At 73.4% G+C, this 17,891-nt stretch carries 16 protein-coding genes; 3 read left to right on the forward strand and 13 right to left on the reverse strand.

All coding sequences use genetic code 11. The annotated features are described in order from the left end of the window. Window positions 1-42: 42 nt before the first annotated feature. The 12 genes from Plo01_RS27920 to thrS all read right to left on the reverse strand — a co-directional run bounded on the left by Plo01_RS27920 (window position 43) and on the right by thrS (window position 14,971). A complete protein-coding gene (locus Plo01_RS27920; protein WP_203893686.1) occupies window positions 43-792 on the reverse strand; it encodes a phage baseplate assembly protein V in 750 nt (249 codons plus the stop codon). 8 nt (window positions 793-800) lie between these two features. Continuing rightward, window positions 801-1,922 carry a phage late control D family protein gene (locus Plo01_RS27925; RefSeq protein ID WP_203893687.1) on the reverse strand — a complete coding sequence of 374 codons (1,122 nt, stop codon included), beginning with the start codon at window positions 1,920-1,922 and terminating at the stop codon, window positions 801-803. A gap of 1 nt (window position 1,923) precedes the next feature. Continuing rightward, window positions 1,924-2,253, reverse strand: a complete 330-nt coding sequence (locus Plo01_RS27930; protein ID WP_203893688.1) for a LysM peptidoglycan-binding domain-containing protein — start codon at window positions 2,251-2,253, stop codon at window positions 1,924-1,926. 30 nt (window positions 2,254-2,283) lie between these two features. After that, a complete protein-coding gene (locus Plo01_RS27935; RefSeq protein ID WP_203893689.1) occupies window positions 2,284-2,985 on the reverse strand; it encodes a CIS tube protein in 702 nt (233 codons plus the stop codon). A 3-nt stretch (window positions 2,986-2,988) separates the two neighbouring features. Next, window positions 2,989-4,812, reverse strand: coding sequence for a hypothetical protein (locus Plo01_RS27940; protein WP_203893690.1), 1,824 nt, complete (start codon window positions 4,810-4,812; stop codon window positions 2,989-2,991). After that, entirely contained in the window at window positions 4,802-6,727 is a 1,926-nt protein-coding gene (locus Plo01_RS27945) for a hypothetical protein (protein WP_203893691.1), read from the reverse strand. The genes Plo01_RS27940 and Plo01_RS27945 overlap by 11 nt, the downstream gene beginning before the upstream one ends. Before the next feature lie 3 nt (window positions 6,728-6,730). Further along, window positions 6,731-8,440: a hypothetical protein gene (locus Plo01_RS27950; RefSeq protein ID WP_203893692.1), complete on the reverse strand. Its 1,710-nt coding sequence runs from the start codon at window positions 8,438-8,440 to the stop codon at window positions 6,731-6,733. Between the two features lie 157 nt (window positions 8,441-8,597). Continuing rightward, a complete protein-coding gene (locus Plo01_RS27955; protein ID WP_203893693.1) occupies window positions 8,598-9,359 on the reverse strand; it encodes a T4 family baseplate hub assembly chaperone in 762 nt (253 codons plus the stop codon). Next, window positions 9,349-9,819: a phage tail protein gene (locus Plo01_RS27960; RefSeq protein ID WP_203893694.1), complete on the reverse strand. Its 471-nt coding sequence runs from the start codon at window positions 9,817-9,819 to the stop codon at window positions 9,349-9,351. The genes Plo01_RS27955 and Plo01_RS27960 overlap by 11 nt, the downstream gene beginning before the upstream one ends. A 9-nt stretch (window positions 9,820-9,828) precedes the next feature. Further along, a complete protein-coding gene (locus tag Plo01_RS27965; RefSeq protein ID WP_203893695.1) occupies window positions 9,829-11,550 on the reverse strand; it encodes a phage tail sheath C-terminal domain-containing protein in 1,722 nt (573 codons plus the stop codon). Window positions 11,551-11,646: 96 nt separating this feature from the next. After that, the gene (locus Plo01_RS27970; RefSeq protein WP_203893696.1) at window positions 11,647-12,579 is read right to left on the reverse strand and encodes a hypothetical protein; all 933 of its coding nucleotides are present in this window, start codon (window positions 12,577-12,579) and stop codon (window positions 11,647-11,649) included. A 424-nt stretch (window positions 12,580-13,003) separates the two neighbouring features. After that, window positions 13,004-14,971 carry a threonine--tRNA ligase gene (gene thrS / locus Plo01_RS27975; RefSeq protein WP_203893697.1) on the reverse strand — a complete coding sequence of 656 codons (1,968 nt, stop codon included), beginning with the start codon at window positions 14,969-14,971 and terminating at the stop codon, window positions 13,004-13,006. Window positions 14,972-15,120: 149 nt separating this feature from the next. On the opposite strand from thrS, the gene dapD reads away from it, so the two are divergent. The 3 genes from dapD (at window position 15,121) to Plo01_RS27990 (ending at window position 17,229) form a co-directional block, all read left to right on the forward strand. After that, complete coding sequence (dapD, locus tag Plo01_RS27980) at window positions 15,121-16,098, forward strand: 2,3,4,5-tetrahydropyridine-2,6-dicarboxylate N-succinyltransferase (protein ID WP_275415429.1); 978 nt, start codon at window positions 15,121-15,123, stop codon at window positions 16,096-16,098. 3 nt (window positions 16,099-16,101) lie between these two features. Next, the gene (locus Plo01_RS27985; protein WP_239317209.1) at window positions 16,102-16,752 is read left to right on the forward strand and encodes a hypothetical protein; all 651 of its coding nucleotides are present in this window, start codon (window positions 16,102-16,104) and stop codon (window positions 16,750-16,752) included. A gap of 69 nt (window positions 16,753-16,821) precedes the next feature. Next, entirely contained in the window at window positions 16,822-17,229 is a 408-nt protein-coding gene (locus Plo01_RS27990) for a VOC family protein (RefSeq protein ID WP_203893699.1), read from the forward strand. Between the two features lie 15 nt (window positions 17,230-17,244). Here the strand turns inward: Plo01_RS27990 and Plo01_RS27995 are convergent, their stop codons facing one another. Beyond that, complete coding sequence (locus tag Plo01_RS27995; RefSeq protein ID WP_203893791.1) at window positions 17,245-17,862, reverse strand: response regulator; 618 nt, start codon at window positions 17,860-17,862, stop codon at window positions 17,245-17,247. Window positions 17,863-17,891: the final 29 nt, after the last annotated feature.

Consider the following 17,891-nt stretch of genomic DNA (forward strand, 5'->3'; position numbering starts at 1 on the left):
ATTCGGCAGCGGCGGGAAGTCGCAGCTCATCACGGGCCCCCGTCACTGCTGGACCTTGACGCTCTGGGACAGCAGCGGCGGTCCGGCGGCCATCGGGGGGACCGGCGGGCCGCTCGGGCCCTGCGCGGTGGGGTGGACGTGGGTGTTGAACAGGGTGACCAGCGCCTCGCCGAGCACCGCCGACATGGTCGCCTGCCCGCCGAGCCCGATCGACCCTCCGGCCAGGGAGATCTTGTCGGAGAGCAGCTGCACGCCGTCCTTGCCGGAGATCTTGACCTTCCCCCCGGCGACCTCCACCCGGGTGCCGTCCTGGTGCAGGACCGTGACCCCCGCCTCGGTGATGGTGATCATGTGTCCCTGGACGCCGCCCGCGGTGAGCTCGCCCTTGTCCGCGTTGAAGTAGAGGTAGGCCCCCTTCGCGTCGGACAGCAGCGCCCCGCCCTTGTCGTCGAACGACAGGAACGACTCGCTCTTGTGGCTGACCAGGACGGTCTCCGTGGTGTCGTCGTGCACGACCTTGACCAGGTGGTCCGGCACGGCGGGCGGGACCGATCCCCGGGGGTACCAGACGCCCGTCCAGAGCGGGGAGGCGACGTCCCCGGCCTCGAACTCCACCCACACCTTCGCGCCCTTCGGCGGCACCAGGAAGTGCCCGTACGGCAGGCACGGCCGCGCCCAGACCGGCGTGCCGCCGGGGAACACCGCCGGGACCGTCACCCGGAGCCGTCCGAGCCCGTCGGGGTCGGCGTTGTCGGCGACCTCCCCGCTGTACTTGCCGTATCGCGGAGTCATGTCTCCCCCTATCTGGTCGCGGTGAACTCGACTTCGTACGAGGCGCCGGGGCGTCCCGGGACGGAGGTGTCCTTCCAGACGTGCGTGGCCCGGCTGACGTACCAGTCGCCCTCCGCCCAGGGGGCGATGCCGTGGATGGTGACCTTCCCCTTGGCGCGCAGCATGACGGTGCCCACCGCCCGGCCGGTGCCGCGCAGTCCGAGCAGCCGGGTCGGGTCGGGCGCGGTCGCCTGCTCGGCGGCGGCGGGGTCGGAGGCCACCGCGACCACCGTGTCCGTCACGGCGGGCGCGGGCGTGACCGCGCCGGCGCCGACGGCGGACTCGTACACCGCGCGGGCCGCCGGGTCGACCCGCCCGATCTCGGCCGCGCGCCCGGAGTCGACGGCGAGCGCGGGAGGCTCCGGCGGCCCGGCGCCCTCGGCCGTGCGGACCTCGCCGGTCAGCGGGTCGTGCACGCTGACACTCGCCTTGCGCGCCGCCCGCGCGGCGACGGTCTCGTAGGTGAAGGCGATGAGCTTCCCCCGGCCCCGGCAGTACGGCAGGACGCCGAGGGGCTTCGCGGCGGCGATCTTCTTGTCGGAGACGAAGTAGAGCTTGGAGGAGCCCTCGTTGTACTCGACGAAGAAGCGCGCGCCGTACCGCTGGGCGAGGGTGAGCAGGAACTCGTAGTCGGTCTGGTCGTGCTGGCGCAGCGGTCTGTCCTCGGGGAAGGAGGGGTCGGGGTCGCAGGCCACCTGCCCGACCGGGATCTCCGGGTGGCGCGCCGCGACCGCGCGCACCACGGAGGCGAGCGTGCCGTGGTAGTCCTCGTGCGGGCGGCGCTCGCGCTGCATGAGCTGGGACAGGTCGCGGGCGACGACCGTGACGAGCTGCGGGCCGCCCTGGGGCGCCTGGGCCCGGGCCTCGGCGACCAGTCCCTCGAAGATCACCGCGTGTTCGGCGTCCCAGCCCAGGTCGATCGTGAGGCGCTGGCCCGGCCGGATCGTGGCCGCCCCGGTCCCGGCCGGGTCGGAGAAGGTGAGCGTGGCCTGATCGATCAGCCGGTCGTGGTCCTCGACCCGGACCTCGCGGGCGGAGGCGGACAGGTTCCTGTCCCCCTGCCAGGTGACGTTGAGGTACGGCGTGCCCATGTCAGAACGCCCGGGTCCGCTCGATCCGGCCGGTGGGCAGGCTCGCGGGGATGACCAGCACCGTGCCGGGGACCAGTTCCGCGGGGAAGACCGCGGGGAACACGGCCGGGTTGGCGTCGGCGAGCTGCCACCACGCCTCGCTGGAGCCCAGGTAGCGGGCGGCCAGCCGGTCGATCGTGTCCCCGGCGGCCACGGTGTGGAGCAGGTCGCCCGGCCCCGGGACGGGGGCCGGGGCGAGCCGCGCGGGGACGGCCGGGCGGCGGGATCCGTCCCGGGCGGGGGCCTCGACCGGGGTCAGCCCGTGGTAGCGGGACGTGGCGGGAACGGGCACGGCGCTGTCAATCCCTTCAGATTTCCGGCTTCAGATGAAATTTCCGACGATGGGGGTGTTGGCCAGGAAGTCGGTGCCGATGCCCTTCCTGCCGTAACTCCGGGCCACGTCCACGTGGCGGGTGACGAACTCCACGATCGGCGCGTGCGAGAACGTCTGCTCCTTCAGGGTCGTCGTCACCTCGGCGCGGAGCGGGTCGCCGTTGTCCTTGAACGCCACCATCTTGATCGTCAGGTCCGTCATGACGCAGGTGGCGGAGAGCCCGGCGTAGTTGAGCGTCAGCTCCGGCGGCCTGGCGAAGCAGGGCACGTTCCCCGAGAAGATCTTGACGGTGTCGAGCAGGTCGTAGGAGGGGTTCACGAACGAGCGCAGCAGCGCGAGGTCCGGGGCGATGCTCCCGCCGTAGTGGTCGTCCCCGTCCAGCGGGCCGGGCACCGAGGCGTCCAGCTTGAACTCCAGCTCGAACGAGCGCAGCTCGCCCTCGATCGCCTCCAGGGGCTTGGTCGCCACCAGCAGCGAGCCGATCTCCTTGATGTCCTTGTACAGCCCCGCCGCCGTCGCCAGCAGGCCCTTGGCCGCGGAGGCCTGGTCGAATCCCCACTGCCCGAACGCGTTGGCCTGCTGGTACTTGTAGCTCTTCTTCTCCGCGAGGATCTCCGGGTTGAACTGGAAACGGAAGATCAGCGGCGGGACGTTCAGGATGTTGGCCAAATAGCCCGTCTTGCGTTCCACGGCTCATCTCCCCGCCAGCGCGCGGGCGCCTCTGTCGTCGAGGCCGCGCCGCCAGTCCTGGTACGCCTCCGGGTCGAAGGCCGCGCCGGAGGGCTCCGCCGGCTCCGGCCGCTCCGGGGCGGCGGGCGCGAGGTCGACGACCAGCTCGCCGATCTCCACCACGACCTCGGCCCCCGCGGGCGTCACCGCCGTGCCGGTGACGACCCGGCCGGGGATCGTGCGCGCCCCGGCCGCCGGGTCGGCGGCGCTCACCGGCGTCCGCTCGAAGTGCACGGTGATCTTCTCCAGCAGCCCGGCCAGGCCGCCGCCGCGCAGCCATCCCTCGTACGCCGCGGCGATCACCTCCAGCCCGGTCGCCGGGCGCTCGCGGGCCACCTCCTCGGCCGCCCGCAGCGAGTCGGCCAGCGCGACGGCGTGTCCCCCGGCCGTGCCCAGCCGGTCGGTCAGCCTCTTGCCGAAGTCGGCGTCGAGGGTGTCGGCCGTCTCCCGCGCGGTGGCGGCCAGCCCCCGCGCCCCGCCGGAGACGGCGCCCAGCGCGGTGCCGGTCTCCCGGCGGAGCGTCTTGCCGAGCTCGGTCACCTGGGCGACCAGCTCGCGGCGCGCGTCCTTCGGCAGGAGCTTCTCGGCCAGGTCGGGGAAGGCCGCGACGGCCACCGGAGGGCTCGTGCCCGCCGGGGGCGCGCTCGGCGGGATGAGGGTGCCGGCCTTCGTCAGCGCCTTGGTCTCGCTCTCGCTGAGCTCGACTTTCTGGATCCTGGCGATCGCGGGCAGGACCAGCGGGAGGACCTGCGCGAGATGCGCGACCAGCCGGAAGACCCGCAGGTTCCCGATGAAGACCAGGAGAGCGCCGACGCCGTCGCGCAGGAAGAGCATGAGCGCGTCGACCGTGTTCTTGATCCCGGTGGAGGCGATCCGGACCGCCGTGAGGGCGGTCTCCAGGGCGGTGCGGATCACGGCGAGCACCGAGGCGAGCACGGTGTCCACCGCGGCGGCCACGATGCCCACCACCGCGACGGCGAGCCGGGCGGCCAGCGAGACCGTGTCGAGCACCGTGGCGAGCACCGCGGCGCGCAGCAGCAGCACGTTGCGCAGGCCGAACCGGAGCAGGTCCACGATGACGAGCTTGATGTCGTCCAGCCGGATCAGCAGCGAGGCGAGCGCCCCGGTGAGGATCGGGACGAGCAGGATCAGCCCGTTGACCGCGTGGGTGAGCGCCTGGATCATCCGCAGGTACAGCTCGGCAGGGCTGCCGGGGGCCGGGGCGGGCGGGCTCTTGTCCGGGGGCGCGCCCCCGGCCTGGGGCGAGGCGGTCAGGTCCACCACGGCCCGCAGTTCCCGCAGGACCTTCAGCAGCGCGTCGAGCTGCTCCAGCACGCCGGGACCGAGGGTGTTCCTCTCGGGGCTCCTCGGAGCGCCGCGCACCCCCAGCCGGTTCACGATCCGCTCGACCGTGTCGGCGATCTGCGCCGTCTTGAACAGCAGGTAGGGCAGGGTCACCCCGCCGACCACACCGCCGAGGAAGCCTCCGGCCAGTCCCCCGGCGAACCGGCCCGCCCCGCCGATCAGCCCGCCCAGCACGTCCCCCGGGCCGCCTCCGCCCGAGGTGAGCTCGTTCAGGTTGACCACGTAGACCTTGAGCGCCCCCTCGAACATGGGGGGCGCGCCGAACACGGCCGCGCCTGCGGCTCCGGCGCCGGCCGCGGCGGGGGCGGTGAGGGCGAGCCCGGCGTAACGGGCCGTGGAGCGCTCCACGTTCTCCAGTGCCATCCGGGTGTACCTGACCTGGGTCAGCAGGAGGCCGAGCTGGGTGATCACCTCATCGTCCACGGCGGCCTCCCCCCGGCGCGTGCCCGCCCAGCCTCCGGAACTCCTTCAGCCCGGACAGGTAGGCCGCGGCGACGTTCTCCCGGAAGCGCTCCGCCACCTCCGCGGCCAGCGCGCCGTCCGGGGCGCGCCCGGCCGCGCGCACGGTCAGGCGCGGCAGCCGCACGGCGCCGAGCCGCCCGTGCCGGGCCAGGATGTGCGGCGAGGTGGGGTGCGTCACCGGCGCCCGATCCGGCGCCCAGAACCGCCGCATCTCCCCGATGTAGACGTCGACGGCCGCACCCGCCAGGGCGAACCCGCCGGAGACCTGCCATCGCTCGAAAGGCGTCAGCGCGCGGGACCGGGCGGACGCCTCCGCGGCCCGGTCGGCCTCCGCGCCGAAGACCTGCTCGGCGAAGCCCGCCGCGCGCCCCGCCGCCCGGCGCAGCGCGGCCGGGTCCCCGGCGAGCTCCGCGGGGGCGGAGGCCGTACGGCCCAGCTCGGCCGCGAGCGCGGAACCGGCGGTGAAGACGCCGCGCACCCCGGCGCGCGCCTCCGCCCCCAGCCGGTCGAACGCGGCGAGCAGTTCCTCGCGCCGCCCGCCGCCGAAGAACGCCGCGTAGACGTCGGGGAACCCGGCCAGCGGACCGGCCGGCAGGACGTCGGGCGGCATGGTGAAGCGGGCCGGGGTGAGCACGACGGCGAACAGCTCGGCGAACGCGCCGACCCTGGCGGCCTGGTCCGTCGCCCCCACCAGCCAGAGCGCCCCCTGCACCGCGCGGAGGAAGACGACCGCCTTGTCCCGGGCGCCCGTGGCCGCCTGCCCGATCACGATGCCGGTCAGCTCGTCCACGGTCAGGCTCGGCGGGTCGGGCACCTGCCCGCCGAGCCCCGGGACGGCGCGCAGGCCCTTCACGATCGGGCCGAAGACGGCCCTGCCGAGGTCGAGCCCCATCACGGCGTCGACGGCCGCCCGGACGAACTCCACCAGCTCGGTGACCCAGCGGCCCCACTGCGTCAGGGACCCGGCGAACGCGGTGACGCCCTCCAGCAGCCGCCCCAGCCACCAGGGCAGGGCGAACCTGAGGATCAGCACGTCGTGGCCGACGACGGCCCCGGCCGCGCGGAGCCACTCCCGGGCGAGGGTCAGCAGGCCCGCGCCCGTGATGAGCCCCTCCAGGGCCGCCGCCCGCAACCCGGCCACGGCCGTCTCGACCTCGCCGAGCTGGAGGAGGATCAGCCGCCTGCCGTACGCGGCGGCCTCGCGCGCCGCCACCTCGAGGACCCGGCCCGCGACGGGCAGCAGGATCAGCAGGTCGAGGACGGACATCGCCGCCGACTCCAGCGTGACCGCCAGGGCGTCCGGGCCCCCGGGCGGTCGCGGCTCGGCGGGCCGGCCGCGGAACTCCAGCAACACGACGAGCTGGGGCCTGAGCCCGCGCAGCCGCTCCCGATCCTCCAGGAGCACCGCGAAGGCCAGGTTGGCCAGGCCGAAGGCGTCCGCCAGCCGCCGGTCGCCGAACATGACGGGCGAGGCGTCCGCGAAGCGGTCGAGGGAGTCGGCGACCGGTGCCGTCACCTCGGCCAGGAGCGCGACCACGCCGGGGACGACCAGCTCCTGGGCGATCATCGCCGGAACCTGGGCGAACGGGTGCGCGGGCGGCGGCCCGGCGACGGCCCCGTCTCCCCCGCCGCCCTTCCCCGGGCCTCCCCCGGGACCGTCCAGGTCCAGGGGGCCGCCCGCGAGATGGACGGCGACCGCTCCCGCCTCGTAGCGCAGGACCGGATAGGCGCCGGTGGCCGCCTCGGCCCGCGCGCTCAGCGCGGCGAGCCGCCTGACCGTCTCGGCCAGCCGGAGCAGGACCGGGACCATCGCCCGGGTCTGCGCGGTCAGCAGCGGGTCGTACCGGGCGGCCACGGCGGCGAAGTCGATCGGCACGGCTCAGCCCCCCGGCACCGGGCAGGGGGCGGCCGACAGCTCGCGGCGGAGCAGCGGGGCCCACTCGCCGAGGGCCTCGCGGTCCGTCCCGCGCAGGCGCAGCGTGCCGATCCTCGGCCGCAGCCGGACCGGCTCCGGCGGCGTCTTGACGGGCAGGGCGGGCCGGGCGGGCCGGGCCTTCCGGTCGGCGGGCAGGGCGGGCCGGATCGTGCGGTCCAGTTCGGAGAGCACTCCCTCCAGGCGGCGCACGTACCCGGCCGCCGCCGGCGAGACGAGCCGCTCGGCGAGGCTGAGGTAGACCGCCGTCTCCAGCAGGCGCTCCCGCGACGGCTCCGGGCCGGCTCCTGTGCCCGCCCCGGCGGCGTCGCGCCTCAGGGCGCCCCATTCGAGCAGGCTCGGCACCCGTCCCGCCCGGCGGACCGCGGCGGCCCGCCCGGGGCCGAGGACCTCCGGCATGATGATGTGCCCGGCGAGCCTGCCGATCGCCGACAGCGGCACCAGCGACGGGAACGGCGGAAGCCTCGGCGGGACGGGCGCGTGGGCGGGAGGCGGATGCACGAGCTTGAAGGCCGTCCACGCGGCCGCGAGCAGACCGGCGAACGGTGAGGGCTTGGCGGGGCCCCGCGACGGCGCCGACGCGAACGCACGCGGCAGGAAGCTGATCGCCGCGCCGAGGGAGGCGGCGAAGGAGCGCAGCCACCGCACCGTGGGATGGTCCGCGGTGAGCTCCCTGACCCGCGGCTCCGCCTGCTTCCACCAGCCGGTGACCAGCCCCGTGCCGCGCTCGGACAGCGGGCCGAGGCCGAGCGTCCCGGCCGCCCGCGACAGCCGCCCGCCCAGGCCCGCCAGCAGCCGGGAGAACCCCCGCAGCACGCCGTGGGCGAGGTCGGCGGCCAGGCCGGTGAGATCCTTCAGGTAGGTCAGGGCCGACAGCGCGGCGTCGGCCGTCGCCCCGCCCAGGGCGCCGGCGATCCCGGCGACGGCCACGACGCCCGCCCGCTGGAGCGCGGCGAGCGGCAGGATCCGGGCGACCAGCACCGCCAGCAGCCCGAACGTCTGCGCCGCCAGGGTCACCGCCCGGTCGGCCAGCTCCAGCCCGGCCTTGAGCAGGGGGTGCCGGACCCGCTCGCGGGGCCCGCTCAGCTGCTCCCACAGGCGCCGGAGCGCGCCGTACAGCAGGGGGATCTCCCCGAGCAGCACGTGCACGGGCCTGCCGGAACCCAGCAGCAGCGCCGGCAGGGCCAGCAGCGTGAGCAGGCCGCCGGCGCCGATCACCCCGAGGGAGAGCGTCACGGGCAGGCCCAGGGTGATCCAGGTCAGGCCGGTGGCGAGCTGGGCCCACCACTCCGGGACGAGCCGGTTGACCAGCAGGGCGAGGGCGAGCCCGGTCGCGGGGGCGGCGAGGACGCCGGCCAGCGTCCCGGACAGACCCGCCAGGGGTTCGTACAGGTTCGGGCCCCCGCCGTTCCCGCCGCCCCTGACGCTCCGGAGCGCCGCGCACAGCTCCGCCCGGTTCACCGGCACGATCCTCAGCGCCACCCCCTCCACGGGCAGGCGCACGCCGAACCAGCGGACCAGCCACTCGCTGCGCCGGCGGTGCCAGACGAGGGCGAGCGTGTCGAAGACGCGCGCCCAGGCGGGCAGGGCCCGCACACCGCGGACGACCACGCCCAGGCGGGCCTGCAGGAGCAGCGCCAGCGGCATACGACTCACCTCGCCTCTTCCATCCGGCTGTTCTCGCGCTCGATCTGTTCGATCAGAAGGCTCACGTAGACCCGTCGCTCCGCGATGTCCAGGTCCATCAGCTCGCCCCACGACCAGTGCAGGTGGTAGGCGAGGAAGAAGATCTCCCGGCGGAGCCCGTCGAGGTCTACGCCGGCGCTAAAAAATTGGACAGGTCGATCGTGGCGGAGAACGTCTTCCCGCAGGACGGGCACTCGATCTCGCGGACCAGGTCGACCCCCGGGGCGGCCTGGGCCATCGCGCGGTCGATCAGCCGCCGGTCGGTCATGGTCAGGTCGGCGAGGATGCGCGAGCCGAGCGCGTCCAGCCGGTGCCGCGGCACGTCCCCCAGGCTCTTGATGCACCTGGCCAGCAGGGCGTTCTTGCCGAGCGAGGGGTTCTCCCGCAGTTGCGGGGCGACCGCCTCCTCGTCGGCCCCGGTGGGCAGCCGCAGCGTCAGCGCCGTGTGCAGCTGTCCCTCCTTGTCCACGTAGCCGTCCTCCAGCTCCACCGTGACCTCGGGCGACCCCTCGGGGGCGGAGCGGACCGGCAGCTCGTCCAGGTCCTCGGTGCGGCTGACCGCCTGGCCGCAGCCGGGGCAGGTGTATCCGGCCTCCAGCGCGGGGCCGAAGGTGATGGAGCGGAGTTTGAGCAGCAGGAAGTTGCGGTCCACCGAGGTCATCCCGGTGAACGGCCCGCGCCCGTCGTGCTCCAGCTCCCCGAGCCGGAGCACGCAGCTGTGCAGCAGCTCGGTGACCAGTTTGCCGCCGTTGCGCTGGTACTTGCGGTCGGCGAGGATCGCCTCCTCCCGGCCGGTCATCTTGCGCAGCACCACCTGGCGGTGGACCGTCCCCTCCTGGTCGACGTAGCCGACCGGCAGGGTCAGTTCGAACTCGCGTCTAGTCGACACGCTCCAGCCCTTCGTGCTCCAGGACGATGGTCTGCTTGAACAGCCCCGTGGAACCGGCCTCCAGGTCGGTGAACTTGGAGGACTTGATCCACGCGTTGTAGAACGCGAAGGTCATGACCTTCGCACCGTTGTGCCGCTTCTCGATCAGCCCGCTCTTGCGGATCGCCGAGCCGCCCTGCACGGTCGCGGCCAGCTTGAAGATCTCCCGGAACCACTGCTGGAACCGCTTGTCCTCCGGGCTGCCGTCCACGTTCCGCTCGATCGTCAGCGGCTCGTACTTGATCTTCGTCGCGGCGATCTTGTAGACGTGGTTGGTGCCGCCGTCGGGCTGCTCGATCGTGTCGATCTCGCCCTCGCTCAGCCCGCTCACCTTCGTGACGCCGGGGCTCACCTGGTCCCCGATGATGAGCACGAACTCGCTGGCCCGGTACGCCTCCCAGAAATCCCCCACCTGGGGCATGGGTCCCTCCTACCCTTCTGAAGCGCTGCCGCCGGAGGGCTGCTGGCCCACGACGATCACGATGGTCTCCGCCGGCTTGGAGGGGTAGAAGTACACCTCCACGGTGAAGTTGCCCTTGTCCACCTGGTCCGGCGGGTTGTTGGTCTCGTCGCAGACGATCGTGAAGACGTCGTCCGGTTCGCCCGCCCCGAACGCGCCCTGCCGCCACAGGCTCATCAGGAACGGCCGGACGGTGCCGAACTTCACGGTGTCCCAGAGCGTGTCGCGGTTGGGCTCCTGCCGCACCCAGCGCAGGCCCTGCCGCAGGCTGCTCTTGACGTAGTTGAACAGCAGCCGCACGTTGACGTACAGCCAGCGGGTGTCGGTGGACAGCGTGCGGGAGGCGTCGACGACGATCCCGGCGCCGCGGATCGCCCGGATCCCGTTGACGCCGCCCTGTTTGACCAGGTCGCTGTGGTCGGCGTCGCTCAGCGGCAGCTCCACGTCGAGCGCGCCGAGCAGGCGGGCCCCGTCGCCGGCCGGGGCCTTGTGGATGCCGCGCTCCGTCTCGACGCGGGCGTAGACGCCCATCACGTGCCCGGTCGGCGGGACCAGGCGCAGCGGGGTCGGGGCCTTGGACAGCGGGTCGCTCACCCGGATCCACGGCCCGTACAGCGCGCCGTACGCCTTGGGCTCCTGAAGGCCCGCGCCGAACTCGATCGCCCTGCTCACCGTGACGCCCTGCGGCACCGCGCCGACGAACACGCAGTCACCGCGCGCCTTGCAGTAGTCGAGCCCTTTCCTGATCACGGTGACGTCGCTGCTGTCGCAGCCCACCAGCTGCACGTCGAAGGCGTCGAAGGCGTGGAAGCCGGTGTGCTGGGCCGAGTCTCCCTGGTAGTCCGTCGTCTGGGCGGCCCGGCTGACGCCTCCCTGCAGGGTCGGGTCGGCGGCGGAGCCCGGCGGCTCCGGCCCGGCCTCGCCCGTCGCCCGCGAGTCGGTGACCGTCACGAACCGGGAGCCGCGCGCCACGTCGTTGAGGACCGGGACCGCGTATCTGGGCGAGGAGCGGTCCAGGGTCAGGCGCTCGAACGACTCCAGCGGCTGCCCGTCCCGGCCGGTGAGGGTGAGGTCGAAGTCGGTGGAGTCGATCCGGGTCTTCGCCTTGTCGTACTGGGCGATGTCGGCGACCGGCGGCTTCCAGACGGCCTTGCCGGTGGCCGGGTCCAGACTGTCGATCGTCACGGTCGCGGACTTCGCCCCGTCGGTGAGGACGACCGTGTCCCCCTTCGACAGCCCGGCCAGGCCGGCGAACTCGCCGTTGGCGTCGTTCAGCGCCTGCCCCTTGAGCTTGGTGCTGAACGACGGCGCGAGGCGGACGGCGATGCGGTTGGCCCACGCCCCGGGATCCCGCTGCCCGCGGTAGCCCGCCTCAAGCTTGAGGGTCTGGCGCTGGCCCGCCGCGAACTGGCAGGCGGCCACCGCGGGGTTCGCCCCGGAGACCCGGTTGACCCACGCGCGCCGGCCGCCGTTGTCGAAGAAGCCGCGGAGCAGGAAGGCCCCCAGGGTCTCGCTGTCCGCCCCGCCGAACACCTCCGCGAACTGGGCGAAGGAGGTGACCCGCACCGGCCGGTTCACCGGCCCGCGCTGGGTCGCCACGTTGAAGGCCGCCACCGACGTGGCGGCGCCGGAGATGGCGGGGGACGCGCTGCCGTCGACCTCGACGACGTTGAGCCCGATGTCGAATGCCACGTTCAGTCTCTCTTTCCGGTCTTTCCGGTTCTTCCGGAGCCGGTACGGCGCCGCGCCCGGCCGGAGGCCGCCCTCGCCCCGCTGTCACCTGTCGGCTCACATATCGGCATGGTGCGCCACTTCCACCTGGACGCTGCGGTGCGGGGGGACGGCCCGGCGCGGGACCGCCCTCGGGCGCGTCACGGCCGGGATGGAGATGAGCAGGCACGTCTGCTCCTCGTGGAGGGCGTGCGAGGCCCCGCCCGATCCGTCCGCGAGCCGCTCCCACGGGGCGGGCCACTCGACCGGCAGCTCCGTGCCGCCGACCGCCAGCGTCGCGCCGGGGGCCAGTTCCGCCAGCACGAACTCCAGCAGCGCCGCGGTGTCCTCCCTGCGGTCGGCCACCGCCTCGATCCGGTAGCCGAGGTCGTAGGGCACGCCCGCCGACCGGATTGCGAACCCGGTCTCGGTGAAGTCGGTTCTGATCTCCCCCGTGGAGACGCGGGTGAGCGCGTGCTCGATCGAGTGGTTGACCAGCAGGAGGTAGGGCCTGCCCTGGTCCGGCTCCGCCCGCAGGACCGCCCTGACCGGTGCGCCGCGCAGGCTCAGCCGGTTGTCGAGCCGGGCGGTCAGCGCCGCGTCGGTGTCGGCCAGCAGCTGGGGCCGGACGGCCGCCGGAGGCGTGAGCCGTACCGAGCCGGGAGCCTCCGGGAAGGTGATCCGGATCACCGAGCAGGCGGACCGGACCGGGGCGGGCAGGTCGTCCAGGCCGAACGGCACCCGCTGGGGCGGGCCCGGCCCGGCGACCGGGACGTAGCGGTGCCAGCGGTTGGCGCCGGAGCCGATCGGCGCCGCCGCCGAGCCCAGCCGCACCTCGCAGAAGAACGGCCGCCCGGCCGTCCCGTCGGCGATCCGGTCCCCCGAGGCCCAGAACTCGATGTCGTCGAAGCCCCGCAGGTCGACCGGGTCGATGGAACGTTCCAGGAAGTGACCGGCGACCGACGCCGCGACCACGGCGGTACGGCCCTGCGGGCCGGTCGGGCCCGGCACGACGGAAATCTCCGTAGACGGAGCGCCATCAGGGCCGAACCCCCGCCAGACGGATAGATCGGCGAAGTCATCAAGAACGAGGCGAGACACCCGTCCACTCTGCGACGGGGCATTCCACCTGTCAACGACCCGTGACCGGCACGTCACACACGGTGTCGGCCGCCGGGCGGGTCACAGCCGGGACATCGGGGCGACCGGCGAATCCGAAGGACGGGAGAACCGGCGCGCGCCTCCCGGCGTGTCGCGCCGCCCCCGGCCGGCGGGTCCGCCGATGCGGCGGACCCGGCAGGACGTGCGGCGCCCGGGATCAGCCCCGGGCGCGATGTCCGATCCGGACGCGGAGTCCGGATGACGTCCGATCCGGACGCGGAACCTGGACCCGGACGCGAGATCCGGGTCCAGGTTCCGCGTCCGGATCCGGGATTCAGACCTGGACGCGGCGCTCGATCGCGTCGGCGATCTCGTTGAGCGCCTGGTCCACCGGGACGCCGTTCTTCTGCTCGCCGTTGCGGAAGCGGAAGGAGATCGCGCCGTTGGCGATGTCCTCGTCGCCCGCCAGGAGCATGAACGGCACCTTGGCCTTCTGCGCGTTGCGGATCTTCTTCTGCATCCGGTCGTCGGAGGCGTCCACCTCGATCCGGATGCCCCGCTCGCGGGCCTTCTTGGCCACGTCCTGCAGGTAGGGCGCGTGGGCCTCGGCGATCGGGATGCAGACGGCCTGCACCGGGGCGAGCCACGGAGGGAAGGCGCCCGCGTAGTGCTCGACCAGCACGCCGAAGAAGCGCTCGATCGAGCCGAACAGCGCGCGGTGGATCATGACGGGCCGCTGCCGCGAGCCGTCGGCCGACTGGTACTCCAGCTCGAAGCGCTGGGGCAGGTTGAAGTCCAGCTGGATCGTGGACATCTGCCACGAGCGGCCGATCGCGTCACGCGCCTGCACCGAGATCTTCGGCCCGTAGAACGCCGCGCCGCCCGGGTCGAGGACGAGCTCCAGCTTCTCCGACTCGGCGACCTCCCGCAGCGTCTGGGTGGCCTCCTCCCAGTCCTCGTCGCTGCCGACGAACTTGACCGGGTCCTTGGTGGACAGCTCCAGGTAGAAGTCGTTCAAGCCGTAGTCGCGCAGCAGGTCGAGCACGAAGCGCAGCAGCGAGGCGAGCTCGTCGCGCATCTGCTCGCGGGTGCAGTAGATGTGCGCGTCGTCCTGGGTCAGGCCGCGCACCCGGGTCAGGCCGTGGATGACGCCGGACTTCTCGTAGCGGTAGACCGTGCCGAACTCGAACATCCGCAGCGGCAGCTCGCGGTAGGACCGCCCGCGCGCCCGGAAGATCAGGTTGTGCATCGGGCAGTTCATCGGCTTGAGGTAGTACTTGGCGCCTTCCAGCTCCATGGGCGGGAACATGCCGTCGGCGTACCAGTCGAGGTGGCCGGAGACCTTGTACAGGTGGTCCTTGGTGATGTGCGGGGTGTTGACGAAGGAGTAGCCCGCCTCCTCGTGCCGGCGCCGCGAGTAGTCCTCCATGAGCTTGCGGATCACGCCGCCCTTGGGGTGGAAGACCGGCAGGCCCGAGCCCAGCTCGTCGGGGAAGGAGAACAGGTCGAGCTCGGCGCCCAGCTTGCGGTGGTCGCGCTTCTCGGCCTCCTCCAGCAGGTGCAGGTATTCGTCCTGCTTCTCGCGCGACTCCCAGGCGGTGCCGTAGATCCGCTGCAGCTGCGGGTTCTTCTCGCTGCCCCGCCAGTAGGCGCCGCCGGAGCGCATCAGCTTGAACGCCGGGATCGACCGGGTGCTCGGCACGTGCGGGCCGCGGCACAGGTCCTTCCAGCACAGCTCGCCGGTCTTGGCGTCGAGGTTGTCGTAGATGGTCAGCTGGCCCGCGCCGACCTCGACGCTCTCCTCGTCGGCCGCGCCGCCCTTGAGCCCGATCAGCTCCAGCTTGTACGGCTCGCCCGCGAGCTCCTCACGGGCCGCCTCGTCGGAGACGGGACGGCGGGAGAACAGCTGCCCCTGCTTGACGATCTCGCGCATGCGCTTCTCGACGCGCTTGAGGTCGTCGGGGGTGAACGGGGCGGCGACGTCGAAGTCGTAGTAGAAGCCGTTCTCGACGGGCGGGCCGATGCCCAGCTTCGCCTCGGGGAAGATCTCCTGGACGGCCTGGGCCATGACGTGCGCGGTGGAGTGGCGGATGACGGCCCGGCCGTCGGCGCTGCCGGCCTCGACCGGCTCGATCACGTCGCCGTCGGACACGGGTGCCGCGAGGTCCCTCAGCTCGCCGCCGGCCCGGGCGGCGACCACGGAGCGGCCGTCTGCGTCGAGGACCTCGCCGTACGTCGTGCCCCCCGGCACCACACGCTCGGCTCCGGCGAGGGTGACACGGAGTTCTGGCACGGCAGACACGGTTGCTCCTTCATCGGGCTTCGTCGGCTTCATCGAGCTTCGAGAGTTTCGTCGAGTGCTCAGGGAACCGATGCTACCGGTGTCCGCCGTACGGAATCTCAGGTACCACCGGCCGGATGATCTGCCGGACGTCATTAGGCTTGGTGCCTGTGAACGAAGCAGCTCAGATCTCCGGCGCGCACGGCGTCGGCATCGCCACCATCACCTCTGACGGGACCGTGCTCGACACCTGGTTCCCCGCTCCCCGGCTGGGCGAGCCCGCCGCGGCCGGCACCCGCCGGCTGACCGCGCAGGAGGCCGGGGCCGCCCTCGGCTCCGCCGCCGCCGCGCTGCTCGGCCCGGACGAGGCCCGGGGCGTGGAAGTGGTCGCCGTGGAGACCGGGATCGCCAAGCTGTCGGAGCCGCCCGCCGACGCGCACGACGCCTACCTCCGCCTCCACCTGCTCTCCGCCCGCCTCGTCGCGCCGCACGGGCAGAACCTCGACGGCCTGTTCGGCCTGCTGAGCAACGTCGTGTGGACCAACCACGGCCCGTGCCCGGTCGAGGGCTTCGAGGAGACCCGGCTGCGCCTGCGCGCCCGCGGCCAGGTGACCGTCTACGGCGTCGACAAGTTCCCCAGGATGATCGACTACGTGGTGCCGTCCGGCGTGCGGATCGCCGACGCCGACCGCGTCCGGCTCGGCGCGCACCTGGCCTCCGGCACGACCGTGATGCACGAGGGCTTCGTCAACTTCAACGCCGGCACGCTGGGCGCGTCCATGGTCGAGGGCCGCATCTCGGCGGGCGTCGTCGTGGGCGACGGCTCCGACGTCGGCGGCGGCGCCTCGATCATGGGCACCCTGTCGGGCGGCGGCAAGCAGGTCATCTCCGTGGGACAGCGCTGCCTGATCGGCGCCAACGGCGGCATCGGCATCTCCCTGGGCGACGACGTCGTGGTGGAGGCCGGCCTCTACGTCACCGCCGGGACCAGGGTCACCCTCCCCGACGGCCAGGTCGTCAAGGCCGCCGCCCTCTCCGGCGCCTCCGGCCTGTTGTTCCGCCGCAACTCCACCACCGGCGCGATCGAGGTCATCCCGCGCGAGGGCACCGGCGTGGAGCTCAACAGCATCCTGCACGCCAACGACTGACGGATGGCCGAGCAGGAGGCGGCGCCGGACTTCCCGGCGGACACACCGGCGGACACACCGGCCGACTCCGGCGCGGGCGCCCGGGTCGCGCGCTGGGTGACCGGGCTGTTCGCCCCGCAGGCGCTGGTCATCGTGCTGCCGCCGGTCATCGGGCTGATGACCGGCGGCCTGCCGGGCGCGGGCTGGGGACTGGTGGCCTCGACGCTGTGCGGCGGGGTCCCGGCCGGAGTGATCATGGCAGGGGTGCGGGCCGGGCGGCTGGACTCCCACCACCTGGTGGACCGCGCGAGCCGGACCAGGCCGCTGCTGGTGGCGATGATCGCGGTGATCGCGGCGCTGGTGCTGCTGGCCGTCCTGGACGCGCCCCGGCTCCTGGTCGCCACGGTGACCGCCATGCTGGCCGCGCTCGCCCTGACGGTCCCGATCACCCTGCGCTGGAAGATCTCCTTCCACGCGGCCGTGTCGGCGGGCACGGTGGTGCTCCTGGCCCACGTGCTGCCCGCCGCGCCGACCCTGACGGCGGGCGCGCTGGTCGTGGGGGTGATCTGCTGGGCGAGGGTACGGCTCGGCCACCACACGCGCGCCCAGGTCGCCGCCGGGGCGGTCAGCGGCGCGGGCTCGGCCTGGGCGACCCTGGCGGCGTTCGGCATCTGAGATCCGCAGGTCCGGGGCGGAGGCCTCGCGGCTTGATCACGATGGTCGGCCGCTTGGTAGCCTCGGCGGATGACGACGATTGCGCAGATCTCGTTGGGCGTCACGGATGACGCGCGGGCCGGGGAGTTCTGGCGTCAGGCGCTCGGATACGTGCGGCGGCCGCCGCGTTTCGAGGGCGATGAGTGGATCGTCCTGGAACCTCCGCCGGGAACGGCCGGGGCCGCGATCGCGATGGACGTGAGCGAGAGCCCCGCCGAGGAGTTCCCCCGGATCCATCTCGATCTCAGCGCGGGCGAGCGCGACCTCGACGAGGAGGTCGACCGGCTGGTGGCGCTGGGGGCGCGGCGCGTCGACTGGCCGTACTATCCGGAGAACCCCCGGCCCGAAGAACCGGAGTACGTCGTTCTCGCCGACCCCGAGGGCAACCGGTTCTGCGTCGAGGGACGGCGGGCCGCGCCGGACCAGGCTCCCGGGTAGGCCGGGACGGGCGGCTCAGGCTCTCAGGTAGGCCAGGACAGCCAGGACCCGGCGGTGGTCGTCCGGGGCCGGGGGCAGGTCGAGCTTGGCGAGGATGCCCGCGATGTGCTTGGCGACGGCGGCCTCGGTCACCACGAGCGCGCGGGCGACCGCCGCGTTGGAGCGGCCCTCCGCGACCAGGGCGAGGACCTCGCGCTCCCGCGGGGTGAGGCGCTGGAGCGGGTCCCGGCGCCGGGCGAGGAGCTGCTTGACCACCTCGGGATCCACCACGGTGCCCCCGGCGGCCACCCGCTCCAGCGCGTCGGCGAACTCCGCCACGTGGCCGATCCGGTCCTTGAGCAGGTAGCCGATGCCCGGCCCCATGATCTCCTCGACGTATGCCTGCTGGACGTACTGGCTGAGGATCAGCACGGGGAGGGCGGGACGCGCCCGGCGCAGGGTGAGGGCCGCGCGCAGGCCCTCGTCGATGAAGCCGGGGGGCATCCGCACGTCGGTCACCACGATGTCCGGCGCGTGCTCCTCGACGGCGGCGACGAGCGCGGGGGCGTCGCCCACGGCGGCGGCCACGGTGTGGCCGAAACGCTCCAGCAGACCGACCAGCCCCTCCCGGAGCAGGACGGAGTCCTCCGCCATGACTACCCGCACGGCACACCTCTCCCGAT

The organism is Planobispora longispora, from assembly GCF_016863135.1.
In the GTDB taxonomy this organism is placed as follows: Bacteria; Actinomycetota; Actinomycetes; order Streptosporangiales; family Streptosporangiaceae; genus Planobispora; species Planobispora longispora.